Source organism: Streptomyces sp. NPDC005566, assembly GCF_040605575.1.
GTDB lineage: Bacteria > Actinomycetota > Actinomycetes > Streptomycetales > Streptomycetaceae > Streptomyces.
Genome location: NZ_JBEXDB010000020.1, coordinates 118,587 through 137,216 on the forward strand (window position 1 = coordinate 118,587; position 18,630 = coordinate 137,216).

Below are 18,630 nucleotides of genomic sequence, written 5' to 3' on the forward strand. Positions count from 1 at the left end.
ACTGCGGAAAGAGCACCGACTCTCCTGGGTCTTCGCCGCAGGCGGGTCGGGCGGTGGGCGGCGCCGGCCGATCCGGTTGCGATCTCCTCCGTGCTGACGGGGTTGTCCACGTAAGTTCGTCGGGGAAGGGCCCGCGTTGCTGATGTCTGAGTTGGTGTTCTTCTCCGGGACGATGGACTGTGGAAAGTCAACTTTGGCCCTTCAGATTGCACACAACCGTTCCGCTCGGGGGCTGGAGGGGCTGATCTTCACCCGGGACGACCGGGCGGGTGAGGGCAAACTGTCGTCGCGTCTGGGGCTGGTGACCGACGCGGTGGAGGCGGGGTCCGGTTTCGACCTGTACGGCTACGTCGTGGACCGGCTGCAACGGGGCGGCCGGGTCGACTACGTGATTGCGGACGAGGCGCAGTTCCTCGCCCCCGAGCAGGTCGACCAGTTGGCGCGCGTCGTGGACGACCTCGAGATGGACGTCTACGCGTTCGGCATCACCACCGACTTCCGGACCCGTCTCTTCCCCGGCTCGCAGAGGCTGATCGAACTCGCGGACCGTGTGGAGACGTTGCAGGTGGAGGCGCTGTGCTGGTGCGGTGCCCGCGCTACGCACAACGCCCGCACGGTGGGCGGCGTGATGGTGGTCGAGGGCGAGCAGGTCATGGTGGGCGACGTGGCCAACCAGCCGGACGAGATCGGCTACGAGGTGCTGTGCCGGCGCCACCACCGCAGGCAGATGACGAGCGCGACGTCGCAGGCGGGATCGCTGTCGCCGGACGTGCTGCCCGTGAGTTCTGTCTGAACGGTCGATGCGGCTTGTCACCCTGGGCCGCACGGGATGAACCGCTCCGGGTCCGATGGATGCTCGATTCGCCGAAAGGGTCGAGTCATGGCCCGTCCGTCCCTTTCCTGCCGAGCTTTTCCAGAGTCTCCTTCGGCTCGTAGATGTCGCCCGTCCTGCGCACCTCGCCCCATCTTCGGCAGCGGCGGAGAAAGGTGGATGTCATTCCGTCCGGGAGATCGACACCGGTTCCGGTCAGGAGCGAGAAGTAACCCGAAAGGCTTCACGGAGGAGAGATCGGGTGCTTCTCGACATATGCGTGATGGTGATGTCGCCCGGGGGTCGGTGACCCGCTAAGAGGAGGGCGGGCGAGCCGGACGCTTGGGAACAGGCCTGGTCGCCGCGTTCTCGCGGATGGTTTCGATGTCCCAGAGGCGGGCGAATTTTCCAGCCCGCCCGCAGTGGTAATAGGCTTCTTTGACGTGGACGAGGATGCTCCCACGCAACTGCTCGCCGTCGGCCCACAGGCCGGACAGTTCCGTCCAACCGGGGCTCTTGCTCAGTGCGAATTCAGCGATGCCGTTGACGCGTGCCGTCTCGCTGATTCCCGGTATGAGGAAAAGCAGTGCGATGCCGGGGTTCTCTTTCACATTGCGGATCGTCTGGAGAAGGTTGTTTCCAGGCTGTTCCGGGATGGCGATCGTGTGCGCATCCAGGACCCGGCAGAATCCGGGTGGCCCTCCGCGTGGGGAGGCGTCGTGGTTGCCGTGCGCATCCGAGCTGGCCAGGACGACGAAGGGGGACGCGGCGATGAAGGTCTGTGCCCACTCGTGCAGGACGGGCGACACCTTCGCGCGGACGTGCGGCGGAGGCGACCCGAAGATCCGGGCCAGACTGTCCGGTGGGACGGGTGCTTCGGACCCGGAGGCCGAAAGGGCCGCCTCCGCGGCGGACCGGGGCGGGTGCGCGGTCATGGAAGCATCACGGCCCCGCCGTTGACCTGGAGGGTCTGTCCGGTGATGTAGCCGCCCGATTCCCCCACGAGGTAGGCGACCGCGCCGGCCACATCCCCGGGTGACGCGACGCGACCCAGGGGTATCTTGCGGCCTTCCTCCTCGAAGCCCTGGGCGTCGAGCCCTGGCTGATCGGTCCAGGTCATTCCGGGGGCGACCGTGTTGACCGTGATCCGGTGCCTGGCGAGGGCCCGCGCCAGGGACTTGCCCATGCCGATCATCCCCGCCTTGCTGGCCGCGTAGTGGGCGCCTCGTGGCGACCCGGTCAGTGCTGCGCTGGAGGCGATGTTGACGATGCGCCCGTAGCGCTGCGGGATCATCAGCCGCGCGGCCTCCTGGGCGCAGAAGAACGCACCCTTCAAGTTGGTGTCCAGCACGGCATCCCAGATGTCCTCGCCGAGGTCGAGGGGATCGGCGCGGGGGAAGATACCCGCGTTGTTGACCAGGACGTCCAGCCGCGAAAACGTCTCGTGGACCTGGGCGAACATGCGTGAGACCTGTCCGCGGTCGCGCACATCGGCGGGAATGACTGTGTACGGGCCGGACGGCGGTGAGAGCTCCGGCTGGTTGACGACCACCTGGGCGCCGAGTCCGGCGAGCATCAGGGCGATGCCGGCCCCGATGCCGGTGCCTCCGCCCGTCACGAGTGCGACCTGTCCGGCGAGCGGCTGTGCAGGCGTGGCCGGGGATGCGGGATCCGTCATCGCGCGGCTCCACATGGTTGGCTCTTCAGCTGGTCGCGTGCCCGGTCCAGAACGAGGTAGGTGTTCAGGCAGGACATGAGCGTCGAGGTGCTGGGGAGCCGGTCGCGTACCGACTGGTGGAAGGACTCGAGTTCGCGGCTGTAGCCGGTGCGGTCGTAGCCGCCGCGGCGGCTCGGCCAGTCGTAGCGCACCACCTCCTTGGCGTCGACCAGGTGCTGTCTGGCCGACGAGGCGGGCAGGCTCACCTGTACGGAGTTGTGCTGGTCCAGAATGCCGACGGCGCCTTGCTCGGTGACTTGTTCGCACCGGTATTCCAGGCGATTGGAATGGTTGCCGATATGGACGGTGCCCAGGCGTCCGTCACGGTGGACCATCGTGATGCGCACCGATATCCGGTGACCACCTATGTGTGCGGCGTGGGCGTGGACCTCGTCGGGCATGCCGAGCTCGCGCACCACCATGTCGACCGCGTGGGTGCCCAGTCCCTCCAGGAGGCTGTCCAGGACGGTGGCCTCGTGCCGAACGGGGACGGCCGGCTTGGCCGAGACCATGCGAACGTCGACGCTGCGGAGCTCCCCGTGCGGAGCAAGAGCGGCTCGGAGCTTGGTGTAGGAACTCCCGTAGGGGAAGTTGAAGCCGACGAAGGCGACCACCCCTTCCGGGGCGCTCTGTTCGACGTCGACCAGACGGCGCAGGGTGTCGGTGTCGGGTGCCGGGGGCTTCTCGACGAAGACGCTGATGCCCCTGGGCAGGCAGTGGGCGAGGATCTCCGCGTGCAGGTCAGGTGAGGCGGCCACCAGGACCGCGTCCACCACAGCGGTGTCGGCGAGTTCGGTCCAGTGGTCCACGTAGGCGCCGGCCCGCCACCGGGTCGCTGCCCGGGCCGCGTTGTGCGGCGTACGGGCAGCGATGGCGGCCAACTCTGCTCCCTCGAGCGTCGCCAGTGCAGGGAGGAGCTGTTCGTGGGCGTGTGAGCCCGGCCCGATCAGGCCGTAGCGGACCGGGCGATCGGGCGGGTCGGAGGAGTGCAGGGACATCTAGATGATCCCTATGTCTTCCAGCTCCTGGCACCAGTAGGAGTACTTCTCCCTGGTCATCTGTCGCTCCGCACGACGCTCGGTCGACTCGCGGTCCTCCCCGACGCGCCAGAACATGGTTCCCACGCCGGCCTCTTCGGGCTCGACCTCCGACAGCGGTTCGGCCGTGGAACGCGCCCACTCCTCCACCGCCTCCTCGCGGCCCCGGGCCTCCTTGAACATCACCGGGGCACGGTCCTTGACGGGATTGCCGCGCAGCACCAGGGAGATGGTGCCCAGTTGGGTGAAGGGAGTGGAATGCAGCGCGTTGTGGTGGATGGTGAAGCAGTCGCCCGCGCGGTCCTCGTGCAGCAGGACCGGCTGGACGTCATCGGGAAGGGTCTTCTCGTCGAAGCCGTTGCGGGCCACGTAATTGCGGTGCAGGTAGCTTTCGCGGAGCACCAGGTTGGTGAAGGAGAACCGGTGGTTGTGCGCGAGCTGCTGCTGGTAGTCGGTGGACATGCGCAGACGGATGCGCAGCCCCTTCTCGACGTCGTCCCACAGGACGATCTTGTCCTCGACCACGTCCTCCTCGCACTTGGCCCACAGGTAGGGGTCGTGTTCGACAGCGAGCAGCAGGCGGCGGAAGAGCGCCTTGTCCTCGGCGAACTCGCGGATGAGACGCTGGGTGAGGGCGGCCGAGCCGGGCAGGTCCTCCCAGTCGATGGGGTCGATGCCTTCGAACAGCTCGACCGGAGTGTTGTGGACGTGAATGCGGTCCGGGCTGGTGGTCACGGTGGTCTCCTTGTTGGCCCTTGTCGTCTCCTGCTGGTACGGGTTCAGATGACGCCGAGCTTCTCCAGCCGCTCACGGATCTCCAGGTAGGCCGTCAGCCCCATGGACTTCTCGCGGCGACGCTCCTCCGGCTCCTCCTGGCGGCCGAAGCGCCACCAGAGCGTCCCGGCAGCGGGATCCATGATCACCGAACGGTCCTTCTCCACCGGCCCCCGCAGGAACAGCGAGACCGTGTCCGGGGTGGTGAAGGTGGTGTGGATGGCGCTGTGGTGCATCGTGTAGCAGCTGCCCGGAGACTCCCAGCGGATGACGTGGGGCGTGAGCTTGTCCAGGTGCGCATGGCCCCGTGGGTCGGGGTTGTGCCGGGAGAGGTACTGCCGGGCCTCGGGGGCGTCCCCTTCGTAGAGGTCACTGTCCAGGTGGTACCAGGTGTGGGTGTAACCACCCGTCACGATGCGGCTGGAGAAGGAGAACCGGTGATCGTGAGGACGGTCGTAGTGATCGTCGGTGGAGATGTGCAGCCTGAGCCGGATGCCACGGTCCAGGGCGTCGTACAGCACGATGTAGTCGAGCAGTTGGTGGCGCTCGCACATGGCCAGCAGTTCGGGCTTGTGCTCGACGGCGTAGACGAGGTCGCGCAGAGCCGCCTTGTCCTCTGCCAGGGCGTGCACGGCCTTGCGGGTGATCTCACCGGCTGCTTCGAAGTCGTTCCAGTCGACGACGAGGTTGTCGAGCGCATGGGTCACGTCTGCTCCTGGGGGACGGCCGGCAGCGGTGCTCACCGCTGCCAGTGCTTCGGGGGTACCGATCGTGGTCAGTGCCGTGGCGCAGTCCTTGCGCAGAGCGTCTGCCTGCTCGGCCCCCTCCCCTCCAGGGGTCCAATGGGGGTGCGGAGTGCTGACGCGCACGAGGGCCCGGGCGAGGGCGGGGACGGCGTCCGTCGACCTGGTGCGGGCCAGTGCCGTGACGACGTCCCGGTTGGAGATCTCCAGGCACTGACGATCCAGGATGGCGGCCAGGGGAACCGCGTAGCGCTCGTCCGGCTGGGCGGCACAGATGGGCGTCAGGATCTCGACGGCGTCCCAGTCCTGCTTCGTGAGGGCGTGCTGCAGCGTCCGCGCGATGAAGCCGGGAGCGTCGGGGCTGCCCGCACACCGTGCGGCGAATTCGCTCTCGGACAGGCGTCCGGCGATGGTCTCGGCGAGGGCGGCGGTGAGAGTGTCCAGGTCGGATGTGCCGACGTGGTCGCGGCTGGGGCTCATGCGTCCCTCCGAATAACTCCCACGCCCGGCCATGCGGCGGTGGTGCGATAGACCACGGTGCACTGATCCTTGTGGGTGTCGGCGAATTCGTCGAAGACCTGGGCGAGCCGGTGGTCCTCGAACAGCGAGAGGTCGTCGACCACGATGTGGCCACCGATGTCGAGCAGCGGAAAGACGTTGCGCAGGTCCTGGGCCAGGATGGAGCGGCGGTGGCTGCCGTCGACTCCGATCAGGTCGAAGGACTCGGTCAGCGTCGGCACGGTCGCGGTGGAGGAACCGTCGAGCCAGGAGACGGAGCCGGCGAAACCGCGTCGGGAGATCTCCGTTTCGGCGCGGTCGCGATGTCCCTGCTTCTTCTCGTTGATGGTGAAGAAGTCGCACAGGACCAGCCGGTCCACTGCGCCACTGGCGTCGAGGACCACGGCCAGTGAGCCGCCTTCCTTGACCCCGATCTCCAGATAGCTGCGCGGGCGCGTGGCAGCGGCGACGCGGCGAAGGGCTATGCGGTAGTAGGGGGAGTCGAGCTTCTTGAAGGGGAGATCGGGCCGGTGGAGTGCGATCGGCGCGCGTGGGTCCTGTGCGCCGATCGAGTCGATTTCGTCGTTGATGTCCTCGAACATGGGTTTTCCGTTGGTTGAGGGCTGGCGGCGGTACGTCTGTGCGAGCACCGGCTCACGGCCGTGTGGCGCGGACGTGGGCTGCGATGGCGTGTGCGGTGTCGCGCGGGCCGGTGCCGGTCTCGGGCCGGATCACCAGCCAGTCGTGCTGGTCGGCCATGGCCAGGAGGTGCCGGCGGATGAGTTGCTGGTAACCGCAGAAGGCCTCACGTGCCGGTCCGGTGAATCCGTCCCATCGGCCGAGCTCGGTGTCCTTGAACTGAGCACGCCGCTCCCAGGCCGTAGCGGGTTCGACGTCCAGGAGCACGACGAGAGCGGGTTGTGGAGCGGGAGCGAACAGGGACCACACCCACTGGGGGTCGAAGGGTTCCCGGATCAGGGTCTTGGCGACGTTGCGGTAATACCAGCCGTCCATCACCGTCACACCGGGGGCGTCCGGCGCGAGATCGGGACGCAGACGCGCCAGGGATGCGTACCAGGAGGCGATCAGCAGGATCCAGTGGGTGGCGCCGAAGGTGTCGCCGCTTGTTTCGTCGGAGGCCCAGATGAGATCGCGCAGTGCGGCTGCGCGCTCCGCGGTGGCCTTGTCGGCGGCGGTCACCGACTTCTTGTCACCACGCTGCTGACCCGGCTTCAGGGAGAGGTGTTCTGCCAGGATCGGGGCAAGGGTGGATTTCCCGCTGCCGTCGATGCCTTCGATGGCGATCAGCACGGGCGTGCCTCGTCTCCGGTCGGGACCGGGCCGAGGCGGGCCGGGCCGAAGTGCTTTTCCAGGAGGAAGCGCACCACCCCGTCCTCGTGGTTGGCCGGGACCACCGTGTCGGCCCTGGCCCGTACGGCCGGGTGGGCGTTGGCCGGAGCGATGGTGTGCTGGGCGGCGTCGAACATGGTGAGGTCGTTGAGATGGTCGCCGCAGGCGGTCACGGGCACCTGGGCGAGCCCTGCGTGCGCGGCCAGGACCGGCAGGGCCGCGCCCTTGTCCGCGAGCGGGTGCGCGATGTGGATCTCGGTCCAGCCGGGGGCGTATCCGTTGGCGGCCCAGGACACGTGTGCCGCTTCGCCCAGGTTGTCCCGGAGCCGGCGGGCGATGCGTTCCGCCTCCGGGTCGGGGACGAAGCCGGTGACCGTGGCGACGTGTTCGCCGAGCGCCACGGCGGGCAGGTCCGCGCAGACCCGCAGGCGCGGGTCACCGTAGGCCTCCTTCTCCCGGACGTACCAGGTGGAGCCGGGGTTCTGGCGGGGACCGTGGCTGACGTGGTCGGCGGCACCGTCCCAGGTGGTGAGCACGGGGTCGGCTGCGGCGGCTGCCAGGACCCGTACCGCCTGGACGGCCGCGGCGGGGGACAGCGCGTGGCCGACCAGGTGCTGTCCGGTGGTGAGGTCGGTGATGAAGGCCCCGTTGAGTTCGATCACCGGCAGGGTCAGCCGCAGCCCGTCGAGGAGCACGCGCATGGCGGCGACGCTGCGGGCGCTGGCCGCGGTCAGCGCGATGCCGCTGTCCAGAAGACGGTTCAGGCCGTCTCGGGCGAAGGGGCTCAGCGTCGCGTCGGGCCTCAGCAACGTGCCGTCCAGGTCGCATACGTAGAAGGCGCCTGAATCGGGTGAGGTGCCTGGGGTCATGGTGATCACCTGTCGAGCAGAGCCGGCAGAGCCGCACGTAGGTCGGCCATGGAGGTGACGATGTGATGCGCCTCGTCGAGGCGGTCACGTGGAGTGAGCCCCGCGAAGGCCACGACGGTCATGCCGGCACTGCGGGCCGCCCGTACACCGGCCTGGCTGTCCTCGATCACCAGGCAGGCTCGGGGAGCGGTTCCGTTGAGGGCTGCTGCGTGCAGGAACAGGTCGGGGGCAGGCTTGCCCGCCGTCACGTCGTCGACGGTGACGAGCTGCTCCGGCGTGGTGCGGGGCAGGATCCCCGCTGCCGAGAGTGACCTTTCCGCGCGAGCGCGCGTGTCATTGGTGGCGATACACCAGGGGGCTTTCCGGGATTCGACCTCGTCAAGGACTCCCAGAACGCCCGGGACCGGAGTCAGTTCATCTGCGAAAGCGCGGTGGAGCCGGCCGTGCAACTCGGTTTCGAAACTCGCGCGGAGCGTTGTTCCGAAGACCTCTTCAACGCGGGCGATAACGGATGGAAGGGAAAGTCCCAAATAGTTGTCCACGGCTTCCGAAAAGGTTGTCGGCACGCCATGTTCGGTCAACAGGTCTGCCAGGCATCGGTTTGCCAGAAACTCGCTGTTCACCAGAACGCCGCTGTTGTCGAAAATGACCAGTTCGTGACGCACCGGTCCTCCAGGGGGAATGTGGTGAAAAGTAGAATGCCCGATCGGGCGGGTGATTTCGCTGCCGGCTTTGTGGGCCCAGGGTGCGCGGAGATGCGTGGAAGTCTGTACGGCTCGATGCGGCTGCGTGTGTAAAGCCATGCCGGCCGCACATCAGGATTCTTACGTCAGACGCGGTGGCCTCGTGAGGTCGGAGATCCCTCTGTCTCGTGATCATCCAAGGGTACGGGTCCCGGATTGGCAATTGTGCATTCCTACAAGGAATCTTTTGGGGGTGATGTTTCAGGTTAAGGGGTTGACAGGTCCGACAATAGGTGGTGCTCGAAGTGACTGGTTGTCCTCCCAGGGTATGTGTAAGCCCCGCGCTCTTGTCACTCGCGGCCATCCGTGACTAATCCGAACAGGCGCCACACTCCTGGGCGTTACTTGCAACACGGACATCTGGCGGAACTCGATCAAGGGCTATTGCCATGCCGAAGTCGAGCCCTGTACCGTCCGCGAAGAAGGGTCCATTTGGCCCGTGCGCCCGGATCGATCGAGCGGGAAAGCCCGGAGAGCTCCTGCTGCCGGGGGTTAACTCATTTTGTAGAATTCGTATTCGGTCGAATGGCCTGGGTTGCGGGAGTTGCTCCCGCGCACGAGGGCGGAGGATTCGGCCGAACATTCTCCTGCGGTCCATAGAAGATAGGGATGCAATGGCCACGAACGGGACCGGCGGTGCGCCGATGGCAGGTCCGTCCACGAGCCATCGGACGCAGGCGGGGTCTTCGCCCGTCGACCCGCTGCTGCCCGTGGAAGTCCACTGCCACGGGTTCGCGGGCGTCGACTTCTCCGAGTTCGCCCAGCTCGACCTGGAACTGCTCGAAGAGATCTGCGCCGCCGAGGGCGTCCTGAGCATCCCCACCCTCTACCTCCGGCACGACCGCCTCGCCGACTTCGAGGCATTCATGCAGCGCTACCACGCGATGCGCGCGGCGGGCCGGCTTCCTCATGTCGTCGGTGTGGCGCTGGAGGGCCCGCTGCTCGCCAGCCATGGCGGCACTCCCGCATCCACCGTCTGGGCCCCGACCAAGGCGGAGTGGGAACGCCTCGCTCTCCTCGGTGACCTCGGGCTGTGCTACATGGTGCTGTCCCCCGACGCCTTCACACCCGCGTCCGACTTCTACGGTCAAGTCCGTGCCCTGCAGCACCCCGGCTTCGAATGGATCATCCCGACACTCGTCAGCCACGGTGTCCGGCCCGCTCTGGGGCACTTCACCCGGGCAGATCCCGCCCGTAGTGCCGAGTTGGTCGGTGAGATCGTGGACATGGCATGGGCCTCCGAATGGGGTGGGCGCGGTGCCCGGGTGGTCACCGACCACCTGTTCAACGACATGCCCCTGAACATCCGGCACGCCTTCCGCACCTCACGTGCGCGGCAGCAGAGGGATGCCGTACTCGCCGCGTACGACCTCCCCGGCTGGACGCTCCAGGCCATGGCCGAGATCGCCGGACCGGTCCCGGCTGCGATCATGTGCGAGGCCGCGGCAGGCCGGATCGCCGCGTGCATCAACTTCGACGGGGAGCACGTCGACCTCGCCATCGCCGGCCGAGCGGTGGAGATCATGGGCGTCGAGCACTCGATGATGATGACCGACCGCTGCGACTCGGCCCGGCTCGGCGGCCAGGATCTGACCCCGGGCGACGAGAACGGCCTCTGGTACCAGGAGGGTGGCATCGTCGCGGCGGGATCCCAGCCGCTCGCCAAGCAGATGCGCAATGCATCCGGGCAGGACATCACGGGCTCGGAACTGTGGAGCCTGGCCGCCGGCACCGCCCACCGGGCCTTCGGACTCACCGCCCCGAAGGCGGATGACCTGGCCGAGGGGCGTCTTGCCGCCACCTATGAGGCCTGGCGTGACCTCAGTAGTTTCGGCACCAAGCAGTGAGGTCCTCGATTCGCCGGCTCGGCCCTTCCGGCCCGCAGGGCCCGTTGCGTATCGCGATGCTGGTGTCGGCCACCGGAGCCAACCTCACCACCGTGCTCCAGATGCAGGAAGCGGAACCCGAGCACTACCAGGTCTGCCTGGTGGCCTCGCACGGCACCCGCTCCAAGGCGCTTCATGTGGCGGCGGAACACGGAGTGGAAACCTGGCCCGGAGACTTCGACGACCACTGCGGTCTGGCCTCGCAGGCACGTACACCACAGGACAGGGCCGTCTACCGGCGCCGCGCGAGAGCGTGGCACGACCGCCTGAGTGAGCGTCTGTCCCGGTGGGAGGCGCAGAACGGAGAGCTGGACCTCGTCGTGCTGGCGTACCACCGCTGGATCGAGGGCGACCTGCTCGATCGATTCAACATGCGCATGATCAACCAGCATCCCGGTGACCTGAGCGTCCTGGACGGTCACGGTCGCCGTGTGCTGATCGGCAACGACCCGGTCCGCCAGGCCATCGAACTCGGTCACTCCTCGACCCGCACCTCCTGTTTCCTGGTGGACGCCAGCCACGACGGCGGAGCGGTCCTCTGCCAGGGACCGGAAGTGTCCACGGCGGGACTGTCCGCGACCACCGAGGCCGCCTGGCAGCACGAACGCAAGCAGAAGGAACTCAGCGATCGTCCCTGCCTGCAGTGGAGTATCAGCGCCTACCGCCGGGGCGACCTCTCGGTGGGCGGCGGTACACACGCCGACGGCAGCCTGCAGGTCTGGGAGCGGGACCGCGCCCTGCCGCTCGGAGGGAAGAAGCTGAGCCATGAGTAGTACCACGGAGACCACCGCTGTCAGCACGATCGGCGAGGACGATCTCGCACCGCTGACGGCCGATCCGCACAAGCGCGAGCTGTACCGGGTCGACACCTACCTGCGCGAAGGGCTTCTCTCCTTCGACAGGCTCGGCGCTTTCGTGAATCTCCCCGACCGGACCTTCGTCGTCATCAAACCCGACGCCATCGCCGGTCGCCGCGGTGCAGTGATCCTGGACATCCTGCGCAGCCGTGGATGGCATCCGGCAGCCGCCACCATCTTCACGTTCAACCCGCTGCTGACCCGCGAACTGTGGCGCTACCAGTTCAACGCGGCGTCGGAACAGCGCATCGCGGTGGTGGACCACCTGCTCGGCTCCGGCCGCAGTCTGCTGGTTCTGCTCGAGGACCATGCCCGGCCCAGCTGGCTGCCGGCCAGCGCCCGGCTCACCTCGGCCAAGGGGGTCGCTGATCCGGAGGCTGCCCGAGGCAGCGACCTGCGCACCCAGATGGGACGTGTCAACGGCCTGTTCAACTTCATGCACACCGCCGACGACCCCGCCGACGTCGTGCGCGAACTCCAGCTCTTCTCCTACGGGACCGGATGGTCCTGGTGTGCCGAAGCCCTCGCGAGCAAGGGCCTGATGAGCACCGAGCAGCAGAGCGCCGCCTGGGCCGACGTCCACCGGCAGATCGGGACGCTCGAGGCCGAGACCCCCGCGCACGACCTCGACGCCGAACGCAGCCTGGAGCGCCTGCGCCATTCGTCGGACGCGTGGGCACACTGCGCGACCGCATGGCGCTCACCGCGGCGGATCGGCGACTGGCTCGACACCCTGGCCACCACACCCCTCCCCGAGGGCTCAGCACGCTGGGACGTACTTTCCGTGCTGACCATGTGGATCGACTGCAACCAGCCAGGTATCGCCGCCGTACTCCCCACCACATCCGCCGACGACTGGCGGCAGACCCCGAGGCAGACATGACCCACATACCCGCCTTCGCCGGGGCCGGTAACCTGATCTACCGCTCCTCCCACGTTCCCCAGTTCGTCAAGGCCGCAGGGTGCTACCTCCAGGCAGCCGACGGCCGCCGCTACCTCGACGCGGAGGCAGCCAACGGCACGGCGGCCTTCGGGTACGACTCCTCCCTGCTCCGCGAGGCCCTGAGCCACTGCGAGGAGATGCCCGGGCTGCCGTCGTTCTGCGAGTCGCCCCTGCGCCTGGACGTGCTGTCCCGGCTCGAGCCCCTGTTCAGCCAGGCTGTCGGTCAGCCCGGCCGTGTGGAACTCGATCTGGGCGGGGCGCAGGGCATGGAGACGGCCCTGCGCATCGCCTTCAGCAACAACGGCCCCGGCACCATCGTCGTCTTCGAGGGCGCATTCCACGGCCGCTCGGGTATCACCAGCATGCTCAGCTCCAGCCCTCGTTACCGCGAGCTCCTCGCAGCCTGGGGACTGGAAGTGGTCCGACTGCCCACACCGGACTGCGATCGATGCGTCCACCGGCAGCCCGACGTTCCAGGCTGCACCACCGGCTGCCGGCAGGCCGTAACCAGGTGGGGGGCCGAACTGAGCGGCGTGGGCGGCACCGGCTTCGGCCGCAAGGTGAGCGCGTTCGTCTTCGAGTCGGTGCAGAACGTCGGCGGTATGGCCGTGCCTGACGCCGACCTCCTGCGCTCAGCGGTCGCCCACGCCAAAGCCAACGGTGCCCTGGTCATCGCCGACGAGATCTTCACCGGCATGCACCGCACCGGCCCACGCTGGGGGTTCCAGCGGGCGGGCGTCTCCCCGGACATCGTCGTCGCCAGCAAGGCCCTGACCAACGGAGCCGCCGCACTCAGCGCGGTCTGGGCCCGCGAGCCCCTGGCCGACCCGGGCACCTACCGCCCCGGCAGCCACTCCTCCACCTACATCGGGATCCCTCATTCCCTCGGTGTGGCCCGCGCCGTGCTGGACCGCTGGGCGGCCTGGCCCGAGGTCGAAGCAGACATGCGCGTCCTCGAGGAGGCCATGGCCCACCGGCTGGACACGTTGCGTCGTCGCCACCCCGAGCTGATCCTCGGCACCGATGCGTTCGGTGGTACCGCCCGCATCGTTCTGAACGGCCCCCACGCACCCGAGCTGCGCCGGCTGTGCCTGACCGCCCACGAATCCCTCGGCCTCATCGTGGCCTCGACCGGCATGGCCCCCGACGTCATCAACATCCACCCGCCCTTGGTGATCACCCCGTCCGACCTCGACGTGATGATCGAGGTCCTGGAGGCCGCGCTCACCGCACTCGCCCCGACCGTCGACGGCGGGCAGAGGTGACCCAGCCGGAACCGGAGGACCCACTCGTCTGCATCTGCGGCCACGTCAGCGAGACGAAGGTACTCCAGGCACGCGACCGAGGCATTCGCAGTGTCAACGAACTGCGGAAGGAGACGGGTGCCAACTCGGGCTGTGGTGACTGTCGTTGGGACCTGGAGGACCTGCTGGGCATCAGCCCCTAGCGCGGCTCGAACGCCGGCCGGCGGCGTCGGGTTGCCGGGAGGAACGTCATGACGTATCTCCTGGCTTTACGGAAAGAGACGCCGAAATCAGTGCCGAATCTGCTGTCCGATTTGCTCGCGATCAGCTGCTTCGATGTGCAGCATGCGCATATGGGAAAGGGTGCTTCTCTGCACCTTGCCTCGGTAATCCGAACCGGGCGCCTTGATCAGGATGAAGCGAAATGCGAAGATCTTGTACGGTTCGGCGGAGCACGGCTCTTCGGTGAACGGAACGTCCCTCTTCTCGTCCTTCTTCGGTCGATGCCGGGGAAGTCGAGTTCCACCGCCGGTGAGAATGGAAGGTACCTGGTGAAAATTGCTCTCGCTCCTTCGGCCGAGCGCACCCCTTCCTGCCCTCCGGCCGGTCTGGCGCGGCTCGCGGCGCTGCTGCGGCGGGTGTTCCCGGGCTGCCTCCGGCCAGATCAACGATGCGCCGTACCCGGTTGCACGCCTGTTTGAGGGCCTGCTTCGAGCCCTCGGAGCCGTCCGGGCGGAGCCCGACGTCCCATGGAAAACGAATTGGAGAAGCTGTGCCGGTTTCCGAACGTGAAGAAGATATTCTGGCGAAATGCGCCGTCATCATCGGCGTGGAATCGATTGCTGAACACGATGATTTCTTCGGCGTCGGTGGTGATTCCCTCGATGCCGCCGAGATCAGTGAAATGCTTACGGCGGAGGCGGGTCGGGATGTGGACATGGAAATCGTGCTGGGCAGTCCGACCTTCGCTGACATGCTTGCCTCCCTGCGCGGCTGATTCCAGCAGACGGACATAGGGGGAGGAACGTGCGCGACCTGTTGGATTTGCTGGATCGCAGAGCGGCCGACGGCAGCGTCCGCTACGTGCGGCTCGATTCCTCCGCGAGGAACGCCGGAGAGCTGACCGGCGCTGAGCTCGCCCGGCGCTCCCACGGGCTCGGTGCCCGGCTGGCCTCCCGTTGGCCGGCCACCGGCAGCACGTACGTGCCGATCGTGGCCCGCGACCCCTTGGCCTTCATCGAGGCGTTCTTCGGCGTGCTGCGGGCCGGGCTGGTTCCGGTGCCTGCTCCGGGTATGCCGCACACGCACCCCGGGCACGCCCGGCGCCTGAGCGGCATCATCGAGGCATCTGCCCCCCGCGCCGTCGTCGTCGACACACCGGAAGCGGCCGCCGCGTCGGTGCTGACGGACTGTCCGGTCCTGCTCCTGGAGGAGGTGCGGGCGGCGGCCGCACCGGTGGAGCCCTGCGCCGGTGGGGTGGCCGACGAGGTCGCCTACGTGCAGTACACCTCCGGATCGCTCGGCGCTCCCCAGCCCGTCCTCCTGCGGCAGCACCACGTGCTCGCCCACCTGGCCCAGGCAGCCGAGGCGTTCGAGGAGACGGCGGAGAGCGTCTCGGTCGGCTGGGTGCCCCTGTACCACGACATGGGCCTGGTCACCGCAGTCCTCCGTCCCCTGTGGAGCGGGTACACCTCGGTGCTCCTCGACCCCTTCGACTTCGTTCGGGACCCCTCGTCGTGGCCGCGGGCGATGAGTGACTGGGAAGCGACCCACACCTCGGCGCCAGACTTCGGGTACGCCCTCTGCACGCGCAAAGTTCCCGGCGACACCGGGGAGTACGACCTGTCCCGGATGCGTGTGGCCCGCTCCGCGGGCGAACCGGTGAGGGCGACGACGATGCGCTCGTTCGCCGAGAAGTTCCGGGAGGCGGGCTTCGCTCATTCCGCGTTCGCGCCCTCCTACGGACTCGCCGAAGCGACGCTCACGGTGACCACGTGCCCGCCGGGGCGTCCGCCCCGAACTCGCGCGCTGTCGGCCGCCGCCCTGCGCAAGGGGCGCGTCGAGGAGTCGGTCGCGCCCGCGGACGTGCAGGAGGTCGTCTCCTGCGGCCCGCCGCTGCGGGACACGCGCGTGGAGATCCTGGACCCGGACACCGGGGCCGTTCTCGGCCCGGACCTGGTGGGCGAGGTGTGGATCAGCGGTCCGCAGGTGGCCACCTCGCCCGACGGGCACCGCGTCGGTGGAGACCTCGGACACCGCACAGGCGACCTGGGGTTCCGGGACGGTACGGAACTGTTCCTGCTGGGCCGGGCCAAGGAGCGCTTCCAACGTGCGGGGGAGAACTTCTACAGCGTGGAACTGGAGGCTGCCGTGGCGGCCGCCGACCACCGGATCCGACAGGGCCGCACCGCGGTCTTCGCCGCCCGGCTGCCGGGCGGCGAAGACCCCGTCCCGGTCGTCCTGGCCGAATGCCGGGCGGAGACGGAGCGAGAGATCGACGAGACCGCGGGGCGTTCCCTGGCCCGGTCCGTCGTCTCCGCGCTGGGCCGGGGCATGGGCCTTCCGGTGTCCGTGGTCTGGCTGGTGCCCGCCGGCACGCTGCCCGTCACCACCAGCGGAAAGATCCGGCGCGGCAGCTGCCGGGACGCCTTTGAGGAGAACGCGATGCCGACCATCCACCGCTACGGACAGGGACAGTGATGAGCGCACGACCAGGGGTGTCGGACGCCCCGTGGAGAGAGCGGGTTCCGGAGAACCTGGGGCGGGACGTCACCGACGAGATGGCCGCGTACGTGGAGCGCGTCCCCGAGGCCGCGTCCTGCGTGGCCACGGGCTCACTGATCGAGGGGCTCGGTAACGGCAACTCGGACATCGATCTCTACGTGATCCAGCCGTCCGACGGTGCGGCCACCAATCCGGTGGCCATCGGCATCCGGGATTCGCGCTATGTCGACGTCGAATACCTGAACCTCGCTGCCCTCCACAAGCTGGCCGACGCCTTCGAGGCCGCCTCTGCCGACGAGGTCCCGGCGGCCTTCGCCCTCCGCGATTTCGCTCGCTACTACCGGCTGGCGATCGCTGCCCGGCTGCAGGTCACCGACGAGGGGGAGGCTCTCCTGGACCGGTTCTCCACCCAGCGGTCCTCGGCTCTCTTCGCGCCCTGGTCCCTGACCCAGGCCGCCGTGCACCTGGCGCGCGCGACGGTCGCCCGGGGACTGAAGGACGTCCCGCGGGCCGTGGTCCTGACGCGCCGGGCCGCGGTGTGGCGAGCCACGTCCCGGCTGGCGGCCGAGGGAGAGGGCTACCCCCATCTGAAGTGGGCCACGGTCAAGGCCGCCCGCCGGTTCGGAGCGGACACGCCCGGATACCGGTCCTGCCTGGAGGGCCACGACGTGACCCCCGCCACTCTGGACGCGGTGCTGGCCGCGCTGCGCGAGCACATCGCACCCGCGGCCGCCACCGGCGGGGACGACGTCGTCTGGACGCTCGCCGAGGGTGTCACCACCGTGGCCGACGGGGACGACCTCCACCTGATCCTGGGCCGCAGGTCCATCGCGCGGGTCGACGGCCTGCGCCGAGTGCTGGTCGACCACCTCGCAGAGGGAAACTCCTGGTCGGCCACGGTGGAGCTGACCGCCGAGCAGCTGCACGTGTCCCCCGGCGACGTCCGTACGACTGCCGCTCCGCTGATGCGAGAGCTCGCTGACGCCGGCTACGTGGCGTCCGCTGCCCAGGGAGGCCGACGATGACCGCGCACAGTACGCCTCTCAAGAGCTGGGTCCGGTCCAGGCGCCGGGTCAACACGATCGAGCTGAAGATCATGGCACTGCGCTACGACCTGGACGGCGCCGTGGAGGCCGGTCAGCACGGACTCGCCTGGTGGAGCGCACAGGAGTTGTTCACCTTCGCGGTGGAGCTCTCGCTCATCGAATCCGGTGTGGAGTCTCCCAGCATGGAGGACCCCGTCGAGCGGGTCTGCGGCGCCCTCGACTCCCTGCACAGGGTGAACCCCGAACTCGCCGAGGCCGCATGGGAACTGTGGCTGCGGCCCCAGCCCTCGCAGGAGGAGATGGGGCGGGCGCTCGACGAGACGCTGGCCTTCATCGAGCAGCGGCTGGGCCTGCCCTGGGTGCTGTCGCGGCAGCAGGCGGTGTTGCGCTGGGCCGCGAGCACCAGCGCACTGCGTGCCGTCGCGAAGCACCTCGGCATGGCCGCGTCCGAGGACTGGTACGTCGGTGCGTCGGACGCCCCGGACCTCGACTGGTACAGCGAGATCGTCGCCACGCTCGAGGCGGAGAGCCACCGCTGACCTTCCGCCCGTCCGTCGCCGCTCGACAAACACCTGGGAGACTTCGTGAGCGACCGTACGACTGCGCCCGCACGGTTGTCCTCGGGGCAGGAACGCCTGCTGTGGCTGCACGAGCTGGCCCCTGAGCACGGTGGCTATCACCTGCCGCTGATCCTCCGCTTCGCGGGAGAGGTCGGCACGCAGGCCATGTCCGGTGTGCTCGACCAGCTGGTGGCCCGGCACGCGGTGCTGAGCTCACGCTGTGCGCGCGACGAGACGGGCAGCACCTTCCAGGTGCCCGAACCGGGCTTCCGGGTACCGCTCACACGGAGGCGGGAATCCCGGCCGGGGGAGTGGCAGGAGATCGCCGGCCGTGCGCTCGCGGAGCCGTTCGCACTGTTCGCGGCCCCGCCCGTGCGGGCCGTGATCGTGGACTGCGCCGACGGTTCCTCCGTCGTCGTCCTGGTCATGCACCACCTGGCGTGCGACGGCGTGTCCCTGTGGACCCTCACCGAAGACATCCTCGCCCTCCGGCGCGCCGCCCGGACCGGAGAACCGGCACGGCTGGTGCCGGTGACCGGGACCTACGCCGACTTCGCTCACGCCGAGCAGGCCGGGCTGGACGAGGAGACGACGGAGAGCCGGCTCGCCTACTGGCGTCGCGAACTCGCCGGCATGGAGGTGGCCTCACTGCCCGGCGATCTCCCGGTCCAGCGGCCCGGCACAACGGCACACCAAAGAGCGTTCAGCCTGTCCGCCGCGCACACCCGGGCGCTGGAAGAACTGGCCGGCCGGCACCGTTCCCCGCTCACCTCCGCGATCGGCGCCGCCTTCCAGTCATGGCTCGTCCGGCACACCGGCCAGTGCGAC

The 18,630-nt window shown here is 68.5% G+C and carries 21 protein-coding genes; 11 read left to right on the top strand and 10 right to left on the bottom strand.

Going from position 1 to position 18,630, the window contains the following annotated elements; all coding sequences use genetic code 11:
* The first annotated feature begins 142 nt into the window (after positions 1–142).
* Positions 143–793 carry a thymidine kinase gene (locus ABZS61_RS28570; RefSeq protein WP_356427272.1) on the top strand — a complete coding sequence of 217 codons (651 nt, stop codon included), beginning with the start codon at positions 143–145 and terminating at the stop codon, positions 791–793.
* A gap of 332 nt (positions 794–1,125) precedes the next feature.
* Here ABZS61_RS28570 and ABZS61_RS28575 read toward each other — a convergent pair whose 3' ends face one another.
* The 9 genes from ABZS61_RS28575 to ABZS61_RS28615 form a co-directional block, all read right to left on the bottom strand.
* A complete protein-coding gene (locus ABZS61_RS28575; protein WP_356427275.1) occupies positions 1,126–1,620 on the bottom strand; it encodes a pyridoxamine 5'-phosphate oxidase family protein in 495 nt (164 codons plus the stop codon).
* Positions 1,621–1,742: 122 nt separating this feature from the next.
* Positions 1,743–2,489, bottom strand: coding sequence for an SDR family oxidoreductase (locus tag ABZS61_RS28580; RefSeq protein ID WP_356427278.1), 747 nt, complete (start codon positions 2,487–2,489; stop codon positions 1,743–1,745).
* Entirely contained in the window at positions 2,486–3,526 is a 1,041-nt protein-coding gene (locus tag ABZS61_RS28585; RefSeq protein WP_356427281.1) for a Gfo/Idh/MocA family oxidoreductase, read from the bottom strand. The genes ABZS61_RS28580 and ABZS61_RS28585 overlap by 4 nt, the downstream gene beginning before the upstream one ends.
* Entirely contained in the window at positions 3,527–4,300 is a 774-nt protein-coding gene (locus ABZS61_RS28590) for a hypothetical protein (protein WP_356427284.1), read from the bottom strand. It lies immediately after the preceding gene.
* 44 nt (positions 4,301–4,344) lie between these two features.
* Positions 4,345–5,562: a hypothetical protein gene (locus ABZS61_RS28595; RefSeq protein ID WP_356427287.1), complete on the bottom strand. Its 1,218-nt coding sequence runs from the start codon at positions 5,560–5,562 to the stop codon at positions 4,345–4,347.
* On the bottom strand, positions 5,559–6,182 hold the full coding sequence (locus ABZS61_RS28600; protein ID WP_356427290.1) for a class I SAM-dependent methyltransferase: 624 nt from the start codon (positions 6,180–6,182) through the stop codon (positions 5,559–5,561). The genes ABZS61_RS28595 and ABZS61_RS28600 overlap by 4 nt, the downstream gene beginning before the upstream one ends.
* A 52-nt stretch (positions 6,183–6,234) precedes the next feature.
* Positions 6,235–6,891, bottom strand: coding sequence for a hypothetical protein (locus ABZS61_RS28605; RefSeq protein ID WP_356427293.1), 657 nt, complete (start codon positions 6,889–6,891; stop codon positions 6,235–6,237).
* On the bottom strand, positions 6,885–7,799 hold the full coding sequence (locus ABZS61_RS28610; RefSeq protein WP_356427296.1) for an HAD family hydrolase: 915 nt from the start codon (positions 7,797–7,799) through the stop codon (positions 6,885–6,887). Before ABZS61_RS28610 ends, ABZS61_RS28605 begins: the two co-directional genes overlap by 7 nt.
* 5 nt (positions 7,800–7,804) lie before the next feature.
* The gene (locus ABZS61_RS28615) at positions 7,805–8,464 is read right to left on the bottom strand and encodes an HAD family phosphatase (protein WP_356427299.1); all 660 of its coding nucleotides are present in this window, start codon (positions 8,462–8,464) and stop codon (positions 7,805–7,807) included.
* A gap of 692 nt (positions 8,465–9,156) precedes the next feature.
* On the opposite strand from ABZS61_RS28615, the gene ABZS61_RS28620 reads away from it, so the two are divergent.
* From ABZS61_RS28620 to ABZS61_RS28640, 5 genes are read left to right on the top strand one after another with little or no spacing between them, the layout of a single operon-like run.
* Positions 9,157–10,389 (top strand): hypothetical protein, encoded by a 1,233-nt coding sequence (locus ABZS61_RS28620; protein ID WP_356427302.1) that lies wholly within the window; start codon positions 9,157–9,159, stop codon positions 10,387–10,389.
* Positions 10,386–11,201: a formyltransferase family protein gene (locus ABZS61_RS28625; RefSeq protein WP_356427305.1), complete on the top strand. Its 816-nt coding sequence runs from the start codon at positions 10,386–10,388 to the stop codon at positions 11,199–11,201. Before ABZS61_RS28620 ends, ABZS61_RS28625 begins: the two co-directional genes overlap by 4 nt.
* The gene (locus tag ABZS61_RS28630) at positions 11,194–12,168 is read left to right on the top strand and encodes a nucleoside-diphosphate kinase (protein ID WP_356427308.1); all 975 of its coding nucleotides are present in this window, start codon (positions 11,194–11,196) and stop codon (positions 12,166–12,168) included. The genes ABZS61_RS28625 and ABZS61_RS28630 overlap by 8 nt, the downstream gene beginning before the upstream one ends.
* A complete protein-coding gene (locus ABZS61_RS28635) occupies positions 12,165–13,493 on the top strand; it encodes an aminotransferase class III-fold pyridoxal phosphate-dependent enzyme (RefSeq protein ID WP_356427311.1) in 1,329 nt (442 codons plus the stop codon). The genes ABZS61_RS28630 and ABZS61_RS28635 overlap by 4 nt, the downstream gene beginning before the upstream one ends.
* Complete coding sequence (locus ABZS61_RS28640) at positions 13,490–13,675, top strand: (2Fe-2S)-binding protein (RefSeq protein ID WP_356427314.1); 186 nt, start codon at positions 13,490–13,492, stop codon at positions 13,673–13,675. The genes ABZS61_RS28635 and ABZS61_RS28640 overlap by 4 nt, the downstream gene beginning before the upstream one ends.
* A gap of 87 nt (positions 13,676–13,762) precedes the next feature.
* On the opposite strand, the gene ABZS61_RS28645 is transcribed toward ABZS61_RS28640, so the two are convergent.
* Positions 13,763–14,140 (bottom strand): hypothetical protein, encoded by a 378-nt coding sequence (locus ABZS61_RS28645; protein WP_356427316.1) that lies wholly within the window; start codon positions 14,138–14,140, stop codon positions 13,763–13,765.
* 104 nt (positions 14,141–14,244) lie between these two features.
* On the opposite strand from ABZS61_RS28645, the gene ABZS61_RS28650 reads away from it, so the two are divergent.
* From ABZS61_RS28650 to ABZS61_RS28670, 5 genes are all read left to right on the top strand, one after another.
* Complete coding sequence (locus tag ABZS61_RS28650; RefSeq protein WP_356427319.1) at positions 14,245–14,469, top strand: phosphopantetheine-binding protein; 225 nt, start codon at positions 14,245–14,247, stop codon at positions 14,467–14,469.
* Between the two features lie 29 nt (positions 14,470–14,498).
* The gene (locus ABZS61_RS28655; protein WP_356427322.1) at positions 14,499–16,172 is read left to right on the top strand and encodes an AMP-binding protein; all 1,674 of its coding nucleotides are present in this window, start codon (positions 14,499–14,501) and stop codon (positions 16,170–16,172) included.
* Positions 16,172–17,221, top strand: a complete 1,050-nt coding sequence (locus tag ABZS61_RS28660; protein ID WP_356427325.1) for a hypothetical protein — start codon at positions 16,172–16,174, stop codon at positions 17,219–17,221. Before ABZS61_RS28655 ends, ABZS61_RS28660 begins: the two co-directional genes overlap by 1 nt.
* Positions 17,218–17,781: a hypothetical protein gene (locus ABZS61_RS28665; protein WP_356427328.1), complete on the top strand. Its 564-nt coding sequence runs from the start codon at positions 17,218–17,220 to the stop codon at positions 17,779–17,781. Before ABZS61_RS28660 ends, ABZS61_RS28665 begins: the two co-directional genes overlap by 4 nt.
* 45 nt (positions 17,782–17,826) lie before the next feature.
* Positions 17,827–18,630 (top strand): condensation domain-containing protein (locus tag ABZS61_RS28670; RefSeq protein ID WP_356427331.1); only part of this gene is annotated, 804 nt, incomplete at its 3' end.